At 54.6% G+C, this 17720-nt stretch carries 15 protein-coding genes and 1 riboswitch; of the genes, 8 read left to right on the forward strand and 7 right to left on the reverse strand.

What is annotated here, in order from left to right:
• Positions 1-71: 71 nt before the first annotated feature.
• Positions 72-4295, forward strand: coding sequence for a DNA-directed RNA polymerase subunit beta' (rpoC, locus tag ACIP6T_RS25045; protein ID WP_007886289.1), 4224 nt, complete (start codon positions 72-74; stop codon positions 4293-4295).
• Positions 4296-4361: 66 nt separating this feature from the next.
• Here rpoC and ACIP6T_RS25050 read toward each other — a convergent pair whose 3' ends face one another.
• Positions 4362-4550, reverse strand: coding sequence for a DUF1127 domain-containing protein (locus ACIP6T_RS25050; protein WP_097095305.1), 189 nt, complete (start codon positions 4548-4550; stop codon positions 4362-4364).
• 175 nt (positions 4551-4725) lie between these two features.
• Here ACIP6T_RS25050 and ACIP6T_RS25055 point away from each other — a divergent pair, with 175 nt between their 5' ends.
• Positions 4726-6180: a PLP-dependent aminotransferase family protein gene (locus tag ACIP6T_RS25055; RefSeq protein ID WP_097095304.1), complete on the forward strand. Its 1455-nt coding sequence runs from the start codon at positions 4726-4728 to the stop codon at positions 6178-6180.
• A 154-nt stretch (positions 6181-6334) separates the two neighbouring features.
• Here ACIP6T_RS25055 and thiE read toward each other — a convergent pair whose 3' ends face one another.
• The 3 genes from thiE to rsd all read right to left on the reverse strand — a co-directional run bounded on the left by thiE (position 6335) and on the right by rsd (position 9836).
• Positions 6335-6982: a thiamine phosphate synthase gene (gene thiE, locus ACIP6T_RS25060; protein WP_345827463.1), complete on the reverse strand. Its 648-nt coding sequence runs from the start codon at positions 6980-6982 to the stop codon at positions 6335-6337.
• Entirely contained in the window at positions 6979-8901 is a 1923-nt protein-coding gene (thiC, locus tag ACIP6T_RS25065) for a phosphomethylpyrimidine synthase ThiC (RefSeq protein WP_400460144.1), read from the reverse strand. The genes thiE and thiC overlap by 4 nt, the downstream gene beginning before the upstream one ends.
• Before the next feature lie 89 nt (positions 8902-8990).
• Positions 8991-9091, reverse strand: a riboswitch (TPP riboswitch).
• 238 nt (positions 9092-9329) lie between these two features.
• The gene (gene rsd, locus ACIP6T_RS25070) at positions 9330-9836 is read right to left on the reverse strand and encodes a sigma D regulator (protein ID WP_097095301.1); all 507 of its coding nucleotides are present in this window, start codon (positions 9834-9836) and stop codon (positions 9330-9332) included.
• Positions 9837-9924: 88 nt separating this feature from the next.
• Between rsd and nudC the strand changes: the two genes are divergently transcribed.
• The 6 genes from nudC (at position 9925) to ACIP6T_RS25100 (ending at position 14324) form a co-directional block, all read left to right on the forward strand.
• Positions 9925-10698 carry an NAD(+) diphosphatase gene (nudC, locus tag ACIP6T_RS25075; RefSeq protein ID WP_400460148.1) on the forward strand — a complete coding sequence of 258 codons (774 nt, stop codon included), beginning with the start codon at positions 9925-9927 and terminating at the stop codon, positions 10696-10698.
• 39 nt (positions 10699-10737) lie between these two features.
• On the forward strand, positions 10738-11805 hold the full coding sequence (gene hemE, locus ACIP6T_RS25080; RefSeq protein WP_097095299.1) for a uroporphyrinogen decarboxylase: 1068 nt from the start codon (positions 10738-10740) through the stop codon (positions 11803-11805).
• Positions 11806-11807: 2 nt separating this feature from the next.
• On the forward strand, positions 11808-12476 hold the full coding sequence (gene nfi, locus ACIP6T_RS25085) for a deoxyribonuclease V (RefSeq protein ID WP_097095298.1): 669 nt from the start codon (positions 11808-11810) through the stop codon (positions 12474-12476).
• Positions 12477-12538: 62 nt separating this feature from the next.
• Entirely contained in the window at positions 12539-13129 is a 591-nt protein-coding gene (locus ACIP6T_RS25090; protein ID WP_008108422.1) for a YjaG family protein, read from the forward strand.
• Positions 13130-13317: 188 nt separating this feature from the next.
• On the forward strand, positions 13318-13590 hold the full coding sequence (gene hupA, locus ACIP6T_RS25095; protein WP_097095297.1) for a nucleoid-associated protein HU-alpha: 273 nt from the start codon (positions 13318-13320) through the stop codon (positions 13588-13590).
• 68 nt (positions 13591-13658) lie between these two features.
• Positions 13659-14324 (forward strand): DUF1481 domain-containing protein, encoded by a 666-nt coding sequence (locus ACIP6T_RS25100; protein ID WP_400460151.1) that lies wholly within the window; start codon positions 13659-13661, stop codon positions 14322-14324.
• Between the two features lie 44 nt (positions 14325-14368).
• Here ACIP6T_RS25100 and purD read toward each other — a convergent pair whose 3' ends face one another.
• The 3 genes from purD to ACIP6T_RS25115 form a co-directional block, all read right to left on the reverse strand.
• Entirely contained in the window at positions 14369-15649 is a 1281-nt protein-coding gene (gene purD / locus ACIP6T_RS25105; protein ID WP_400460153.1) for a phosphoribosylamine--glycine ligase, read from the reverse strand.
• Between the two features lie 18 nt (positions 15650-15667).
• Entirely contained in the window at positions 15668-17257 is a 1590-nt protein-coding gene (gene purH / locus ACIP6T_RS25110) for a bifunctional phosphoribosylaminoimidazolecarboxamide formyltransferase/IMP cyclohydrolase (RefSeq protein WP_345827458.1), read from the reverse strand.
• A gap of 264 nt (positions 17258-17521) precedes the next feature.
• Positions 17522-17720: hypothetical protein (locus ACIP6T_RS25115; RefSeq protein ID WP_400460156.1), on the reverse strand; the 199-nt coding region annotated here is incomplete at its 5' end.

Below are 17720 nucleotides of genomic sequence, written 5' to 3' on the forward strand. Positions count from 1 at the left end.
CAAGTACTGGTTACGGGACGTGCACTTCGGGTGCGCGTCCCTGAGAGTTCCACTCCGACGGGAGCTAATCCGTGAAAGACTTACTTAAGTTTCTGAAAGCGCAAACTAAGACCGAAGAGTTTGATGCGATCAAAATTGCTCTGGCCTCGCCAGACATGATCCGTTCATGGTCTTTTGGTGAAGTTAAAAAGCCGGAAACCATTAACTACCGTACCTTCAAGCCAGAGCGTGACGGTCTTTTCTGTGCCCGTATTTTCGGACCGGTAAAAGATTACGAATGCCTGTGCGGTAAGTACAAGCGTTTAAAACATCGCGGCGTGATCTGTGAGAAGTGTGGCGTTGAAGTTACACAGACCAAAGTACGTCGTGAGCGCATGGGCCACATTGAGTTGGCTTCACCTACTGCGCACATTTGGTTCCTGAAATCACTGCCTTCGCGTATCGGCTTGCTGCTGGATATGCCACTGCGTGATATCGAGCGCGTGCTGTACTTCGAATCTTATGTGGTGATCGAAGGCGGCATGACCAACCTGGAAAAACGTCAGATTCTGACGGAAGAGCAGTATCTTGACGCGCTGGAAGAGTTCGGTGACGAATTCGACGCGAAGATGGGTGCGGAAGCTATCCAGGCGCTGCTGAAAAATATGGATCTGGAGCAAGAGTGCGAGCAGCTGCGTGAAGAGCTGAACGAAACCAACTCCGAAACCAAACGTAAAAAGCTGACCAAGCGTATCAAACTGCTGGAAGCGTTCGTTCAATCTGGTAACAAGCCAGAGTGGATGATCCTGACCGTTCTGCCGGTACTGCCGCCAGATCTGCGTCCGCTGGTACCGCTGGACGGCGGTCGCTTCGCTACCTCAGATCTGAACGATCTGTATCGTCGCGTGATCAACCGTAACAACCGTCTGAAACGCCTGCTGGATCTGGCTGCGCCAGACATCATCGTACGTAACGAAAAACGTATGCTGCAGGAAGCGGTTGATGCACTGCTGGATAACGGCCGTCGCGGTCGCGCCATCACTGGCTCGAACAAGCGTCCGCTGAAATCTCTGGCAGACATGATCAAAGGTAAACAGGGTCGTTTCCGTCAGAACCTGTTGGGTAAACGTGTTGACTACTCTGGTCGTTCAGTTATCACCGTTGGTCCATACCTGCGTCTGCATCAGTGCGGTCTGCCGAAGAAAATGGCTCTTGAGCTGTTCAAACCGTTCATTTACGGCAAGCTGGAACTGCGTGGCCTCGCCACCACCATCAAAGCCGCGAAGAAAATGGTTGAGCGCGAAGAAGCTGTCGTTTGGGATATCCTAGACGAAGTGATCCGCGAACACCCGGTACTGCTGAACCGTGCACCAACGCTGCACCGTTTGGGTATCCAGGCGTTTGAACCGGTTCTGATCGAAGGTAAAGCAATTCAGCTGCACCCGCTGGTTTGTGCGGCTTATAACGCCGACTTCGATGGTGACCAGATGGCTGTTCACGTACCGCTGACGCTGGAAGCCCAGCTGGAAGCGCGTGCGCTGATGATGTCGACCAACAACATTCTGTCACCAGCGAACGGCGAGCCTATCATCGTTCCTTCACAGGACGTTGTTCTGGGTCTGTACTACATGACCCGCGACAAAGTGAACGCCAAAGGCGAAGGCATGGTGCTGACTGGCCCGAAAGAAGCTGAGCGTGTTTATCGCGCTGGTCTGGCCGAGCTGCATGCACGCGTTAAAGTGCGTATTACTGAATACACCAAGAACGAGCAGGAAGAGTTCGTTGCGAAAACCAGCATTATCGACACCACCATTGGTCGTGCGATTCTGTGGATGATCGTGCCGAAAGGCCTGCCTTACTCCATCGTCAACCAGGCGTTGGGTAAGAAAGCGATTTCCAAGATGCTGAACACCTGTTACCGCATCCTGGGCCTGAAGCCGACCGTAATCTTTGCTGACCAAACCATGTACACCGGTTTTGCTTACGCAGCCCGTTCAGGTGCCTCTGTCGGTATCGACGACATGGTGATCCCAGCGAAGAAAGCGGAAATCGTAGCGGAAGCGGAAGCGGAAGTTGCTGAGATTCAGGAACAGTTCCAGTCTGGTCTGGTCACTGCTGGCGAACGTTACAACAAAGTTATCGATATTTGGGCCGCCGCTAACGAACGCGTTTCCAAAGCGATGATGGATAACCTGCAAACTGAAACTGTGATCAACCGTCACGGCGAAGAAGAGCAGCAGGTATCGTTCAACAGTATCTACATGATGGCCGACTCCGGTGCGCGTGGTTCTGCTGCACAGATTCGTCAGCTGGCCGGTATGCGTGGTCTGATGGCTAAACCAGATGGCTCAATCATCGAAACGCCGATCACCGCGAACTTCCGTGAAGGTCTGAACGTACTCCAGTACTTCATCTCCACGCACGGTGCGCGTAAAGGTCTGGCGGATACCGCACTGAAAACCGCTAACTCCGGTTATCTGACGCGTCGTCTGGTAGACGTAGCGCAGGATCTGGTGGTTACCGAAGATGACTGCGGCACGTTCGAAGGCATCATGATGACTCCGGTCATCGAAGGTGGCGACGTTAAAGAGCCACTGCGTGAGCGTGTACTGGGTCGTGTAACGGCTGAAGACGTTCTGAAGCCGGGCACTGCAGATATCCTGATTCCGCGTAACACCCTGATCGATGAGCACTGGTGTGATGTGATCGAACTGAATTCAGTTGATGCGATCAAAGTGCGTTCGGTTGTTGGCTGTGAAACCGACTTCGGTGTGTGCGCACACTGCTACGGTCGCGATCTGGCACGTGGTCACATCATTAACAAAGGTGAGGCCATCGGCGTTATCGCAGCACAGTCCATCGGTGAGCCGGGTACTCAGCTGACGATGCGTACGTTCCACATCGGTGGTGCGGCATCTCGTGCGGCTGCTGAATCTAGCATCCAGGTGAAGAACAAAGGTACTATCAAGCTGACCAACGCGAAGTCTGTAACCAACTCCTCAGGGAAACTGGTTATCGTTTCACGTAACGTTGAGCTGAAAATGATCGACGAGTTCGGTCGTACCAAAGAGAGCTATAAAGTGCCTTACGGTGCGGTCATGGCGAAAGGTGACGGTGAGCAGGTTGCCGCGGGCGAGACCGTAGCAAACTGGGATCCACATACCATGCCGGTCATCACCGAAGTGGGCGGTTTCATTCGCTTCACTGACATGATCGACGGTCAGACCATTACCCGTCAGACTGACGACTTAACCGGTCTGTCATCGCTGGTGGTTCTGGACTCTGCAGAACGTACTGCGGGTGGTAAAGATCTGCGTCCTGCGCTGAAAATTATCGATGCCAACGGAAATGATGTGCTGATTCCAGGTACCGATATGCCAGCTCAGTACTTCCTGCCGGGCAAAGCAATTGTTCAGCTGGAAGATGGCGTTAAGATCAGTGCCGGTGACACGCTGTCGCGTGTTCCGCAGGAATCTGGCGGTACCAAGGATATTACCGGTGGTCTGCCACGCGTTGCTGACTTGTTCGAAGCGCGTCGTCCGAAAGAGCCTGCCATCCTGGCGGAGATCAGCGGTATCATCTCCTTCGGTAAAGAGACCAAAGGTAAGCGTCGTCTGGTAATTACGCCGGTTGATGGTAGCGATCCGTACGAAGAGATGATTCCAAAATGGCGTCAGCTTAACGTATTCGAAGGTGAGCGCGTAGAACGCGGTGACGTCGTATCTGACGGCCCAGAGTCTCCGCACGACATCCTGCGTCTGCGTGGCGTCCATGCTGTGACCCGTTACATCACGAACGAAGTGCAGGAAGTTTACCGTCTGCAAGGCGTTAAGATTAACGATAAACACATCGAAGTCATCGTTCGTCAGATGCTGCGTAAAGCAACCATCTCGAGCGTGGGAAGCACCGACTTCCTGGAAGGTGAGCAGGCTGAATACTCTCGCATCAAGATCTCTAACCGTGAACTTGAAGCGAATGGCAAAATCGGCGCGACGTTCATGCGCGATCTGCTGGGTATCACCAAAGCGTCACTGGCAACTGAATCGTTCATCTCTGCAGCATCGTTCCAGGAGACCACACGTGTCCTGACCGAAGCCGCAGTAGCAGGCAAGCGCGACGAACTGCGCGGCCTGAAAGAGAACGTGATCGTGGGTCGTCTGATTCCAGCCGGTACCGGTTATGCTTATCATCAGGATCGTATGCGTCGCCGCTCTGCGGGTGAAGCTCCGGTTGCACCGCAGGTTACTGCGGATGAAGCCTCTGCTAGCCTGGCGGAATTGCTGAACGCCGGTCTGGGCGGAAGCGACGACGAGTAAGTCGTCTGCTTAAGCTGACCAATAAAAAACCCTGCCTCGGCAGGGTTTTTTTTCGTCTCAATGCAGTTAAAACTTGCGGCAGACTTCGTCGCGTGTCAGCCCGATGTCGCGAAGCTGGTTGTCACTCAGCTGTGAAAGGATGCGATGCGTTTCACGCCGAGCTTTCCAGTTTTTCACCATGCGCACTGCACCGCGAAAGATATCCAATAACGTCACATTAAAAGGTTTAGCTGCGCGATTTTGGTCGAATTCCATAGTCATTGCCCTCAGTAGTTTGCCTGAGATGCATTGTCCAATTCCTGCACAAAATGATACAGATGCAAAAATCACTTATCTTTAACATACAGATTGCAATTGAGACGATCTGAATGGTAATAATACAGGGTATCTGTACCGGTTTGCTGTAATTAACGGCGGGATGAGGCATACGATGACGCGCTACCAACATTTAGCATGTTTGCTGTCGGATAGGATTGAACAAGGGCTGTTCCGCAGCGGCGAGAGATTACCATCGGTACGCACGCTTAGTCTGGAGCACGGCGTAAGTATCAGTACCGTGCAGCAGGCTTATCATTTGCTTGAAGAGAAGCAGCTGATTGTGCCGCAGCCACGTTCCGGATATTTCGTCGCAACGCGCAAAGCCACGCCGCCCGTACCTGCACTCACCCGACCAGCACAGCGACCGGTTGAAATCACTCAGTGGGAATCGGTGCTGGAGTTGCTAAGTAGCCGCACTAACAGCGATGTGTTGCAGCTCGGCAGCGGCATGCCCGATTTGACCCAGCCAACGTTGAAACCGCTGTGGAAAATACAGAGCCGCATGGCGCAAAAGCAGGATGTTGATCAACTCAACTACGACAGCTTGCTGGGCGTGGCGGCATTGCGCGAACAGGTCGCACGGCTGACGATCGACAGTGGTTGTCAGCTCACGGCGGACGATATTGTTATCACCACTGGCTGCCACGAAGCACTGTCGATTTCCATTCGCGCGATATGTCAGCCGGGCGACATCATTGCCGTCGAATCGCCCACTTTTCACGGCACCATGCAGACGCTGCGCGGCTTTGGCATTCGCGCCATTGAGATCCCCACGGATTCGGTGACGGGCATTAGCCTGGAAGCACTGGAACTCGCCTTTGAGCAGTGGCCAATTAAAGCGGTGGTTGTTGTGCCGAACTGCAATAATCCACTGGGATTTATTATGCCTGAGCCCCGCAAGCGCGCGCTGCTGACGCTGGCGCAGCGTTTCGATGCGGCGATTATTGAAGACGATGTCTATGGTGAGCTGGCATGGGAATATCCGCGCCCGGTTACGATTAAATCGCTGGATAGTGATGGGCGGGTGTTGCTGTGCAGTTCTTTCTCTAAAACACTGGCTCCGGGACTGCGCGTCGGCTGGGTCGCTCCGGGACGCTATCGCGATCGCGTACTGCATATGAAATACATCAGTACTGGTTCCACGGCGACGCAGCCGCAGCATGCGGTGGCAGAGTTTATTCGCCTTGGCCATTATCTGCCGCATCTGCGTCGTATGCGCCAGGTTTATCAGCGCAACTACGAAACCTTTAACTGCTGGGTACGCCACTATTTCCCGTGCGGTATTTGTGTGTCGCGGCCACAGGGCAGTTTCCTGATGTGGATCGAGCTGCCAGAAGCGTTTGACGCGGTCAGGTTGAATACCGAATTGCGGGAGCTGAATATCCAGGTTGCGGTAGGATCGCTGTTTTCGGCCTCGGGAAAATATCGCAATTGCTTGCGCCTGAATTACGGATTGCCAATGAATGAGCATACAGAGCAGGCGATAGCCCAGCTCGGTGCAGCAGTGGAGCGTGCCATGTTGGCCTGTAATATAGAAACTGTGCATACCTCCTCCCTGACTGTTTAAAAGAAAGGCAGGGCTGGGAGAGGTTAGGACCAGCCCTGGCCCGCTGCAAGCGACAGCGGGCAGGCACACTTTAACGTGGTTGCGAAATGGCACCAGATGCGACATCCAGCGAATGCATAATGCATTCCAGCTTATTACTCTTACTCACAACACCTTACATCTCTTCTGCGGGCTGGATTCCAGATTCCACCAATGCCAGCAGTTCCTGCGTTGCCGCACGCCAGTCTGGCGCTTGGGTAATTGCGCTCACTACGGCAATACTTCCGACGCCCGTTGCCAGCACTTCAGGTACGCGCGCCAGTGAAATACCGCCGATTGCCACGGTTGGCACGTCCTGCAAACGTGCCAGATGGCGTTTCAATTCCACCACGCCCTGCGGGGCTGATGGCATGTCTTTGGTTTGCGTGGGATAGATATGTCCGAGCGCAATGTAAGAAGGGCGCAGCGCGAGTGCGCGATCCAGCTCGTTATCATCATGCGTCGATAAACCTAAGCGCAATCCAGCCTGACGAATGGCCGCCAGATCGGCAACATCGAGGTCTTCCTGACCAAGATGTACGCCATAAGCATGATATTTGATCGCTAAGCGCCAGTAATCATTGATGAACAGGCGTGCGCGATACTGCTTGCCAAGTGCAATCGCCTCGCGCACCGCATCTTCAACTTCATGATCCTCGCAATCTTTAATGCGTAGCTGGATAGTGCGCACACCGGCTTCCAGCAGGCGCGCGATCCACTCCACGCTATCAACTACTGGATACAGCCCCAGTTTTGGGGCGGTGGCAGGAAAGGCGTCGGTCATACTTTTTCCTCTTTTAGAGTATCGGCAGCGTGATACAACTCGCCGCCACGATTGCGGAAGGCATCCGACATTTGCGCCATGCCCACCTCGATGGTCTGAGCTTCAACCTGTTGACGGGCGGCAAATTCGCGGACTTCCTGGGTAATTTTCATCGAGCAGAATTTGGGGCCGCACATCGAGCAGAAGTGCGCTACTTTTCCCGATTCTTGCGGCAAGGTTTCGTCGTGGTAGGCGCGAGCGGTATGCGGATCAAGTGCCAGGTTGAACTGATCTTCCCAGCGGAATTCAAAACGTGCTTTGGACATCGCATTATCGCGAATCTGCGCGCCCGGATGGCCTTTCGCCAGATCCGCAGCGTGCGCGGCGATCTTGTAGGTGATCAGCCCCTGCTTCACATCCTCTTTATGCGGTAAACCGAGGTGCTCTTTAGGCGTCACGTAACACAGCATGGCGCAGCCAAACCAGCCAATCATTGCCGCGCCGATGCCGGAAGTGAAGTGGTCGTAGCCGGGTGCGATATCGGTAGTGAGTGGACCGAGCGTATAAAAAGGGGCTTCGTGGCAGTGCTCCAACTGCTCGGTCATATTGCGGCGAATCATCTGCATCGGCACATGGCCCGGACCTTCAATCATCACCTGCACATCATATTCCCAGGCAATTTTCGTCAGTTCGCCCAGCGTATGCAGCTCGGCAAATTGCGCCTCGTCGTTGGCATCCTGAATTGAGCCCGGACGCAGGCCGTCGCCCAAAGATAATGCCACATCGTAGGCAGCACAGATCTCACAAATCTCGCGGAAGTGCAGATACAGGAAGCTTTCGGTATGGTGCGACAGGCACCATTTCGCCATGATTGATCCGCCGCGTGACACGATGCCGGTGAGTCGTTTAGCCGTCATGGGTACATAGCGCAACAGCACGCCAGCGTGGATAGTGAAGTAATCGACGCCTTGCTCCGCCTGTTCCAGTAGCGTGTCGCGGAATATTTCCCAGTTGAGGTTTTCGGCAATGCCGTTCACCTTTTCCAGCGCCTGATAAATCGGCACCGTACCAATCGGCACCGGGCTGTTACGCAGAATCCATTCGCGCGTTTCATGGATATATCGTCCGGTAGAGAGATCCATCACGGTATCTGCCCCCCAGCGCGTTGACCACACCAGTTTCTCCACTTCTTCTTCAATCGAAGAACTGACCGCCGAGTTGCCGATATTGGCATTCACCTTCACCAGAAAGTTGCGACCAATGATCATCGGTTCGGATTCGGGATGGTTGATGTTAGCAGGGATGATGGCGCGGCCGCTGGCCACTTCCTGACGGACAAACTCCGCGGTGATATTTTCCGGCAGGTTGGCGCCAAAGCTGTGACCGGGATGCTGTTGTAGCAGCACTTCACCACGAATACGCTCGCGGCCCATGTTTTCACGCAGCGCAATAAACTCCATCTCCGGCGTGATGATGCCCTGACGTGCATAGTGCAGTTGGGTAACGCAGCGACCCACTTTGGCGCGGCGCGGCTGTGGCAGATGCTCAAAACGCAAATGATCCAGGCCTTCATCTGCCAGACGCTGTTGGGTGTAACTGGAACTCAGCTGGTGAATGGTTTCGCTGTCGCCGCGCGCTTCGATCCAGTTGGTGCGCAGCCTGGTGAGCCCCTGATGCACATTGATCGTGGCTTCAGGATCGCCATAAGCACCGGCCGTGTCGTATACCGGCACCGGTTCATTCGGCTCATACTGCGGATCGTCTTTACTGCCGCCGGTGTGCGTTGGGCTCAGTTGAATCTCACGCATGGGCACGCGAATATCCGCGCGGCTGCCAGTGATCCAGATGCGTTTTGAGTTCGGAAAAGCGGCTCCCTGGAGGGAATCGATAAATTCTTGCGCCTGAGCACGTTGTTCACGACGAGAGGTTTTAGCAGACATAGCAAATTTCCTATAAAAGTTGGAAGTTGCTTGTCCAGAGTTCGGAAGGAGTAACAGATACGATAACGGCATAAGCCGACATCGTGCTGATGATATCTACTCTTGTTCCCTTCGCAGGTACTAACCTGATCAGGTTCCGCGGATCCCGAATTAACGGTCTCAGCCCCTAAGGGCACTCCGACAAGGTGTTGGGTTTTACAATATAAGCTACTTTGCTTGCCATTTTGCACCTGGGCAGTGCTCGTGACCGTCACATACTTCGTGTACGCTCCGGTCCCTGCGCGCTGTCCGAGTGCAAACTGGCTGCGCACGCTACGCTTATATCGCAAAACCTGACTCTTCATTTTTCTGGAAGAGGCTCATAAAAAAAGCCCATTTAGCATAAGAGGGCTTTTCTCGAATAACAAGTTTTTTACAACTGCGGGCATTCAGGCCGGGCGGGCGATGACGCTGTCATTGGCAACCGGTAGATGCGCCAGCTGGTTATCCCAGGCGAGTTGTACCAGCTTATCTTCCAGCGTGAAGCGCGATTCCAGCACTTCGCCGACTTCGGACAGCGCCTGCTGAAAATCGACACAGTTATCGTCGTTAATCGCCTGCTGCAAATGACTGTCGTAGAGCTGCATGATGCGGTCAGTGTTCGCCTCAAGTGCCGGATAAATTTGCGCGGCAGCCATTAAGGGGTTATCACCCTGCATCTCACTAATAATGTGTTCATACACGCTAAAATGACCGGTAGAAAGGTAATCCACCAGATTGTGGCAAAATGCATCCAGCGCTTGTTCATCCAGCGCGGTTAACGCATCTTTTTGTGGCTTCAGGCCAATAAGCTCGTAGTACGTGACAAGCAGCTGTCGACGGGCGCGCAACCATGAATCAACCAATTCATTTCCGCCGCCGACACGCTTTGTCAGGTCATCTAACTGGTTAAGCATATGGGGCTCCAGGTAGGTTATAGTTGTTTATTACACACTTAATATTAGAGTTTCAGCGTGCGGTTTAACGCTAAGGACAACGATTAAGATGCAACGTGAGATCTCAAGCTTAGACGCTGGATGGTGGATTGTCAGCCATGAGCAAAAACTTTGGTTACCGCAGGGCGAACTGCCGCATGGCTTATCCACCGATTTTGGACTCAGTGGCAGCCACGGCATTTTGATTGGCGAATGGCAGGGCGAAAACGTCTGGCTCGTGCGGGAAGCGCGTCCAGACAGCATGGGCTCGGTCCGCCAACTGATTGATCAAGATGTCGGTCTGTTCCAGATCGCCGGGCGCGGCGTGCAGCTGGCGGAGTTCTATCGATCGCATCGCTGGTGCGGCTATTGCGGCCATGAAATGCATATCAGCAAGCGCGAGTTCGCTTGTCTGTGTCATCACTGCCGCGAGCGCTATTACCCGCAAATTGCGCCGTGCATTATTGTGGCCATTCGCCGTGGCGATGAGATTCTGCTTGCCAATCATGCCCGTCATCGCAACAACATTTACACCGTGCTGGCGGGCTTCGTCGAAGTGGGCGAAACCTTAGAACAAGCGGTGGCGCGTGAAGTGATGGAAGAGAGCAACGTGCGGGTGAAAAACGTGCGCTACGTTACTTCGCAGCCATGGCCGTTCCCGCATTCACTGATGATGGCGTATATGGCCGAATACGATGGCGGTGACTTGCAGCACGACGGCAAAGAGTTGCTCGATGCCGGTTGGTATCGCTATGACGATTTGCCACTGTTGCCGCCGCCAGGCACGGTTGCGCGTCGCCTGATCGAAGATACCGTTGCCCTGTGTCGCGCCAGCGCGGCGTGAAAATGCTACACTGCCGGCCTTAGCATGAGAGAGCCTATTATGAGTGAACTGAAGAACGATCGTTATCTGCGCGCCCTGTTACGTCAACCGGTAGATGTCACGCCGGTATGGATGATGCGACAAGCCGGGCGTTATTTACCGGAGTACAAAGCCACGCGCGCTGAAGCCGGTGATTTTATGTCACTGTGTAAGAACGCTGAGCTGGCATGTGAAGTTACGCTGCAGCCGCTGCGTCGCTATGCGCTGGACGCGGCGATCCTCTTCAGCGATATCCTCACCATTCCCGATGCGATGGGACTTGGGCTTTACTTTGAAACTGGCGAAGGCCCCCGTTTCTCCCATCCGATCACCTGTCGCGCCGATGTCGACAAGCTGCCGGTACCGGATCCTGAGCAAGAGCTCGGCTATGTGATGAACGCGGTGCGTACGATTCGTCACAATCTGAAAGGCGAAGTGCCGCTGATTGGCTTCTCAGGTAGCCCATGGACGCTGGCAACCTATATGGTGGAAGGCGGCAGCAGCAAAGCCTTCACGAAAATCAAAAAGATGATGTACGCCGATCCACAAACGCTGCACAAGCTGCTGGATAAGCTGGCGGACAGCGTCATTCTTTATCTGAATGCGCAGATCAAAGCCGGCGCGCAGTCAATCATGGTGTTCGATACCTGGGGCGGCGTACTGACTGGTCGCGACTATCGCGAATTCTCGCTGTACTACATGCACAAAATCGTCGATAGCGTGCTGCACGAGAACGAAGGTCGTCGCGTACCGATTACGCTATTCACCAAAGGTGGCGGCCAGTGGCTGGAGGCGATTGCCGCGACCGGTTGTGATGCGCTGGGACTCGACTGGACTACCGATATCGCTGATGCGCGTCGTCGTGTTGGTGACAAAGTGGCGCTGCAGGGCAACATGGATCCTTCCATGCTGTATGCACCGCCAGCGCGTATCGAGCAGGAAGTGGCAGGGATCCTTGAAGGATTTGGCACGGGTGAAGGCCATGTGTTTAACTTGGGGCACGGCATCCATCCCGACGTGCCGCCAGAGCATGCCGGTGCATTTGTGGAAGCAGTGCATCGCTTGTCTCGTCCGTACCATCAAGGTTAATCATGGATTTAGCCGCATTACGCCAGGAACAGTTACAACGCGCTGCTGATGTGGTGCGGCAGGATGATTTCGACGTGCTGCCGCCGCGCTTCATTGGTGGCGCCGACGTCGGTTTTGAGCAGGGCGGCGAGGTCACGCGCGCTGCCCTGGTGATTCTCGAGTATCCTTCTTTAACGCTGGTGGAACATCGCATTGCGCGCGTGGCGACCACCATGCCCTACATCCCGGGTTTCTTATCTTTCCGCGAAATGCCCGCGCTGCTGGAAGCCTGGCAGCAGCTTTCCCAGCAGCCCGATCTGCTGTTTGTGGATGGCCATGGTATTTCTCATCCACGTCGGCTTGGCGTGGCGGCGCATTTCGGTTCGCTGGTGGATGTACCGACCATTGGTGTGGCGAAGAAGCGTCTGTGCGGACGTTTTGCTGATCTGGCTGCCGAGCCGGGCAGTCGCCAGCCGTTGATCGATAAGGGTGAACAAATTGGCTGGGTATGGCGCAGTAAAGCGCGCTGTAATCCGCTATTTATCTCCACGGGTCATCGCGTCAGCCTCGATAGCGCATTGCATTGGGTAGAAGCCTGTACGGCGGGTTACCGCCTGCCTGAACCCACGCGCTGGGCAGATGCTGTCGCTTCAGGCCGCCCGGCTTTTCTGCGCTGGCAAAATTCGCGTTAACGCTGTTTGCGCCCGGCTTTTGCGGTACACTGCCGCCAGCTAACCTATTGAGAGTAAGTTTGATGTTACAAAACCCCGTCCATTTGCGTCTGGCGAAGCTGGAAAGCTGGCAGCATATGACCTTCATGGCCTGCCTCTGCGAGCGTATGTTCCCCAACTATTGGGCTTTCTGTCAGCAGACTGAATTCGCCGATCCGCAACTCTATCGCCGTATCCTCGATCTGATCTGGGAAAGCCTGACGGTGAAAGATGCCAAAATCAATTTCGATGGTCAGCTGGAGAAATTTGAGGCTGCCATCCCTGACGGTGACGATTTCGAGGTTTACGGCGTGCACCCGGCGATCGATGCCTGTGTGGCATTAAGTGAACTGCTGCATGCCCAGCTCAGCGGTGAAACGCTGGAGCACGCGGTGGAAGTGAGCCGCACCTCGATTACCACCGTGGCGATTCTGGAAATGACCCAGGCCGGTCGTGAAATGACCGACGAAGAGCTGCGTGAAAATCAGGCGGTCATCGATGAATGGGACCTGCAGTGGGAGATTTTCCGCCTGCTGTCAGAGTGCGAGGAGCGCGACCTGGAATTGATTAAAGGACTGCGTGCAGACCTGCGTGAAGCGGGAATCAGTAACATCGGTATACTTTTTCAGCAATAAGGCAAGAAAACGTGACTTCAGGCCCGAATTACCGCGCCTGGAGGCTTCACATGGGCCCCCTGTCTGGTCTACATTTGGGGGGCTGAAAATTGTGGCTATCGGTGCGTGCTGGCTGAACAAGGCCTGAGAATGGCTTTTCCCTCGCACTCGTTGCTTAGCAAGCGATAAATACACTTTAAGGATAACTTATGAACAAGACTCAACTGATTGATGTGATCGCAGAGAAAGCTGACCTGTCTAAAACCCAGGCTAAAACTGCGCTGGAATCTACCCTGGCTGCGATCACTGAGTCTCTGAAAGAAGGTGATGCTGTACAACTGGTTGGTTTTGGTACTTTTAAAGTGAACCACCGCAATGAGCGTACTGGTCGCAACCCGCAGACTGGCAAAGAGATCAAAATCGCTGCAGCTAACGTGCCAGCATTCGTTTCAGGCAAAGCTCTGAAAGACGCTGTTAAGTAAGTTTCCGCATTGCGGTTTAGCTTTAAAAGAGGGGGCGTTATCGCCCCTTTTTGTTGCCGGGAGCGGCCATGCTGAATCAGATTAGTCAGCGCGTTTGTGCCCTGTTATGGGGTGCGCTTCTTACGGGTTGTAGCTCCACCCCCGATCTTCCTGCCTTTACGGCGAGTGGCTATCTGGCCGACCGCGGCACCGTACGCATCTGGCGCAAGAATAGCGACCATCAAGCCGTTCATCTTCGCACCGTCTTCACGCCATTTAGTGGCGACGCGATGGAGACAACCGATTACAGCTGGCAGCAGCAACAGCTGGTTAGCGTGGAAAGGCATCTTGCTGGCGCGCAGCCGGATGATGTCACTTTACGCTTCGATCATCAGGGTAACCTCAATTTTATGCAGCGCCAGCTGGCGGGACGACGTGAAGCGGTTAGCGCCGATAGCGTAGAGTTGTATCGCTTTGATGCGCAGCGCATGTTGGATCAGAGCAATGCGTTACTTGAAGGCCGCGTATTGCTGCGTCAGGGCCATTGGCTGGGTGGCAATCAGGTGCGTGAGTGCGATGACAAGCTGGTGAATGCGCCCTTTGATCGCGACACGCTGTATACGCTAGGTCGCCAGCAGCAGAGCCAGGCTGCGCCATTGATGGTGTCATGGCTGGAAGCGCCGGAAGGCGTGCAGCTGCTGCGCGTAACGTCGGACGACGAATGCAGCTGGCAGCCGAAAGAGAGTGACTTCTGATGAGTCGATCAGAGAAGGGGCACAAGCAGCGCCCCTATAAATGCTTACTTACGGTTAATCGCGCGGTAGCCGATATCGCGGCGGCAGAAGCTGCCATCCCATGAGATGTGCTGCGCTAGCGCATAAGCGTTCTTCTGCGCGGCAGCAACATCTTCACCCAGCGCGGTGACGCATAAGACGCGACCGCCGTTGGTGACTACCAGATCGTCTTTCATCGTGGTTCCTGCATGGAAGACTTTGCCATCCGGTACTTCTTCCAGCGGCAAACCGTGAATCTGATCGCCAGTCGTATAATCTCCCGGATAACCGCCCGCCGCTAATACCACGCCCAGCGCAGGACGCGGATCCCACTTCGAGGTTTGCTGATCCAGTTTGCCGTCGGTAGCCGCCAGGCACAGCGCAACCAGATCCGACTGCAGGCGCAGCATGATCGGTTGGGTTTCTGGATCGCCGAAGCGGCAGTTGAACTCGATCACTTTGGGCTGACCGGCTTTATCGATCATCAAACCGGCATACAGAAAGCCGGTATAGATGTTACCTTCGGCTTTCATGCCGTTAACGGTTGGCCAGATGATCTGATCCATCACGCGCTGGTGGATCTCATCGGTCACCACAGGTGCCGGGGAATAAGCTCCCATGCCACCGGTGTTAGGGCCGGTATCACCATCGCCGACGCGCTTGTGATCCTGACTGGTAGCCATCGGCAGCACATTGTTGCCGTCAACCATCACGATAAAGCTGGCTTCTTCGCCATCCAGGAACTCTTCAATTACGATGCGGTGACCGGCATCGCCGAACGCATTGCCGGCCAGCATATCTTGCACAGCCGCTTCTGCTTCAGCCAACTCCATCGCGACGATAACGCCTTTACCGGCGGCCAATCCGTCAGCTTTGATGACGATCGGTGCGCCTTTCTCACGCAGATAGGCCAGCGCAGGTTCCACTTCGGTGAAGTTCTGGTATTCGGCGGTTGGAATCTGCTGACGTGCCAGGAAATCTTTGGTGAAGGCTTTCGAGCCTTCCAGCTGCGCAGCGGCCTGCATTGGGCCAAAGATCTTCAGGCCTGCAGCACGGAACGCATCAACTACGCCAATCACCAGCGGCGCTTCTGGGCCAACGATAGTGAGGTCGATCTTTTCCTGCTGTGCAAAGGCCAGCAGTGCGGGAACGTCGGTGGCGCTGATGGCCACGTTTTGCAGAGCGGGTTCAAGTGCGGTGCCGGCATTGCCTGGTGCGACAAACACGGTTTCCGCCAGCGGCGACTGCGCTGCTTTCCACGCCAATGCGTGTTCACGTCCGCCATTACCAATCACTAAAATTTTCATCTGTACTGCTCCCAACAATTAATGGCGGAAATGACGCATATCGGTGAAGATCATCGCGATGCCGTGCTCATCAGCGGCGGCAATCACTTCATCATCACGGATTGAACCACCCGGCTGAATCACGCAGCTAATGCCGACAGCCGCTGCGGCGTCGATACCGTCGCGGAACGGGAAGAAAGCGTCAGACGCCATCGCCGAACCTTTCACTTCCAGGCCTTCGTCACCCGCTTTAATGCCGGCGATTTTAGCGGAGTAAACACGGCTCATCTGACCGGCGCCAATGCCGATAGTCATATTGTCGCGTGCATAGACGATGGCGTTGGATTTTACGAACTTCGCCACTTTCCAGCAGAACAGCGCATCACGCAGTTCCTGCTCAGTTGGCTGGCGCTTGCTGACCACGCGCAGCTGGCTGGCATCAACCATGCCCAGATCGCGATCCTGCACCAGCACGCCGCCGTTAACGCGTTTGAAATCCAGCGCCGCAACGCGGCCTTGCCACTGACCACATACCAGAACGCGCACGTTCTGTTTGGCGGCGGTCACTTTCAATGCGGCCTCGCTGGCGGAGGGGGCGATGATCACTTCTACAAACTGACGGCTGATGATGGCCTGCGCGGTGGCTTCGTCCAGCTCGCGGTTAAAGGCGATGATGCCGCCGAAAGCGGAAGTCGGGTCAGTTTTGTAGGCACGCTCGTAAGCTTCAAGAATCGACCCGCCCACCGCGACACCGCATGGGTTAGCATGCTTGACGATGACACAAGCGGCTTCCTCGAACTCTTTCACGCATTCAAGTGCGGCATCGGTATCGGCGATATTATTGTAAGAGAGCGCTTTGCCCTGAACCTGCTGCGCGGTGGCAACAGATGCTTCAGCCACATTCTCTTCTATATAGAAGGCAGCATCCTGATGGCTGTTCTCGCCGTAACGCATATCCTGTTTCTTAATGAAGTTGAGGTTCAGCGTGCGCGGGAAACGGCCGGCCGGTTCTTTGCTGTTACTGTGATAAGCCGGCACCAGGCTGCCGAAGTAGTTGGCAATCATGCTGTCGTAGGCGGCAGTGTGTTCGAAGGCTTTAATGGCCAGATCGAAGCGCGTTTCCAGCGTGAGTGAGTTTTCGTTGGCATCCAGCTCGGCAATAATCGCCTCGTAATCGCCGCTCTTCACCACAATCGCCACGTCTTTGTGGTTCTTGGCTGCGGATCGAACCATGGTTGGGCCACCGATATCGATGTTCTCAACCGCGTCAGCCAGCGAGCAATCAGGTTTGGCAACGGTTTGTGCGAAGGGATAAAGGTTCACCACCACCATGTCGATCGGGTTAATGGCGTGCTCGGCCATGATCGCATCATCCTGACCGCGACGACCCAAAATGCCGCCGTGCACTTTTGGGTGCAGCGTTTTGACGCGTCCATCCATCATTTCCGGAAAACCGGTGTAGTCAGAAACTTCGGTGACGGGCAGGCCCGCATCTGCCAGCAGACGTGCAGTGCCGCCTGTGGAGAGCAGCTCAACACCACGACTGGAGAGTGCCTGAGCAAATTCGAGGATACCGGCTTTATCAGAGACACTGAGCAGAGCGCGGCGTACAGGACGACGTTGTTGCATGGTGGTTTTATCCCTTGGCTTTGTTTCGCGTAAAAAAGAGCGTTACATCAAGCTTAGTGTCTTTCTTCTATATAGAAGGCAACACTTGCCTCATGTAACGCCCCAAAAGGGGCATCCTTGACGTCGCCCGGCATTGTAGCGAAAACGTTTGCGTGATGCTCGCTTAAATTCATTTGCACGACGGAGTGTGGATAACTGTGTGTGTAACTGCGTATAAGGCGGGGTTTTGCTGTGGAATGCAGCGAACGGTTGTTTTTGTTGAATTTAGCGGTTGCGCACTGAGAACAACTCCCTATAATGCGCATCCATCAACACGGCACAACGGTTTACGAAATGTGGTGTTGGTGAGGAAGATTCGATAAGAACTTCCGCCGGATGAAAGCGCTGAAAAAAGTGTTTGACTCTGAAGAGGGAAAGCGTAATATACGCCACCTCGCGACAGGCGGTTAACCCGCTGCTCGCA

It is taken from the genome of Pantoea sp. NPDC088449 (assembly GCF_044753225.1).
Classification (GTDB): domain Bacteria; phylum Pseudomonadota; class Gammaproteobacteria; order Enterobacterales; family Enterobacteriaceae; genus Pantoea; species Pantoea floridensis.

Bases quoted from the DNA above. Each gene is read 5' to 3' on its own strand.
- ACIP6T_RS25050 (WP_097095305.1), bottom strand. From the start codon at position 4,550: ATGGAATTCGACCAAAATCGCGCAGCTAAACCTTTTAATGTGACGTTA.
- ACIP6T_RS25055 (WP_097095304.1), top strand. From the start codon at position 4,726: ATGACGCGCTACCAACATTTAGCATGTTTGCTGTCGGATAGGATTGAA.
- thiE (WP_345827463.1), bottom strand. From the start codon at position 6,982: ATGACCGACGCCTTTCCTGCCACCGCCCCAAAACTGGGGCTGTATCCA.
- thiC (WP_400460144.1), bottom strand. From the start codon at position 8,901: ATGTCTGCTAAAACCTCTCGTCGTGAACAACGTGCTCAGGCGCAAGAA.
- rsd (WP_097095301.1), bottom strand. From the start codon at position 9,836: ATGCTTAACCAGTTAGATGACCTGACAAAGCGTGTCGGCGGCGGAAAT.
- nudC (WP_400460148.1), top strand. From the start codon at position 9,925: ATGCAACGTGAGATCTCAAGCTTAGACGCTGGATGGTGGATTGTCAGC.
- hemE (WP_097095299.1), top strand. From the start codon at position 10,738: ATGAGTGAACTGAAGAACGATCGTTATCTGCGCGCCCTGTTACGTCAA.
- nfi (WP_097095298.1), top strand. From the start codon at position 11,808: ATGGATTTAGCCGCATTACGCCAGGAACAGTTACAACGCGCTGCTGAT.
- ACIP6T_RS25090 (WP_008108422.1), top strand. From the start codon at position 12,539: ATGTTACAAAACCCCGTCCATTTGCGTCTGGCGAAGCTGGAAAGCTGG.
- hupA (WP_097095297.1), top strand. From the start codon at position 13,318: ATGAACAAGACTCAACTGATTGATGTGATCGCAGAGAAAGCTGACCTG.
- ACIP6T_RS25100 (WP_400460151.1), top strand. From the start codon at position 13,659: ATGCTGAATCAGATTAGTCAGCGCGTTTGTGCCCTGTTATGGGGTGCG.
- purD (WP_400460153.1), bottom strand. From the start codon at position 15,649: ATGAAAATTTTAGTGATTGGTAATGGCGGACGTGAACACGCATTGGCG.
- purH (WP_345827458.1), bottom strand. From the start codon at position 17,257: ATGCAACAACGTCGTCCTGTACGCCGCGCTCTGCTCAGTGTCTCTGAT.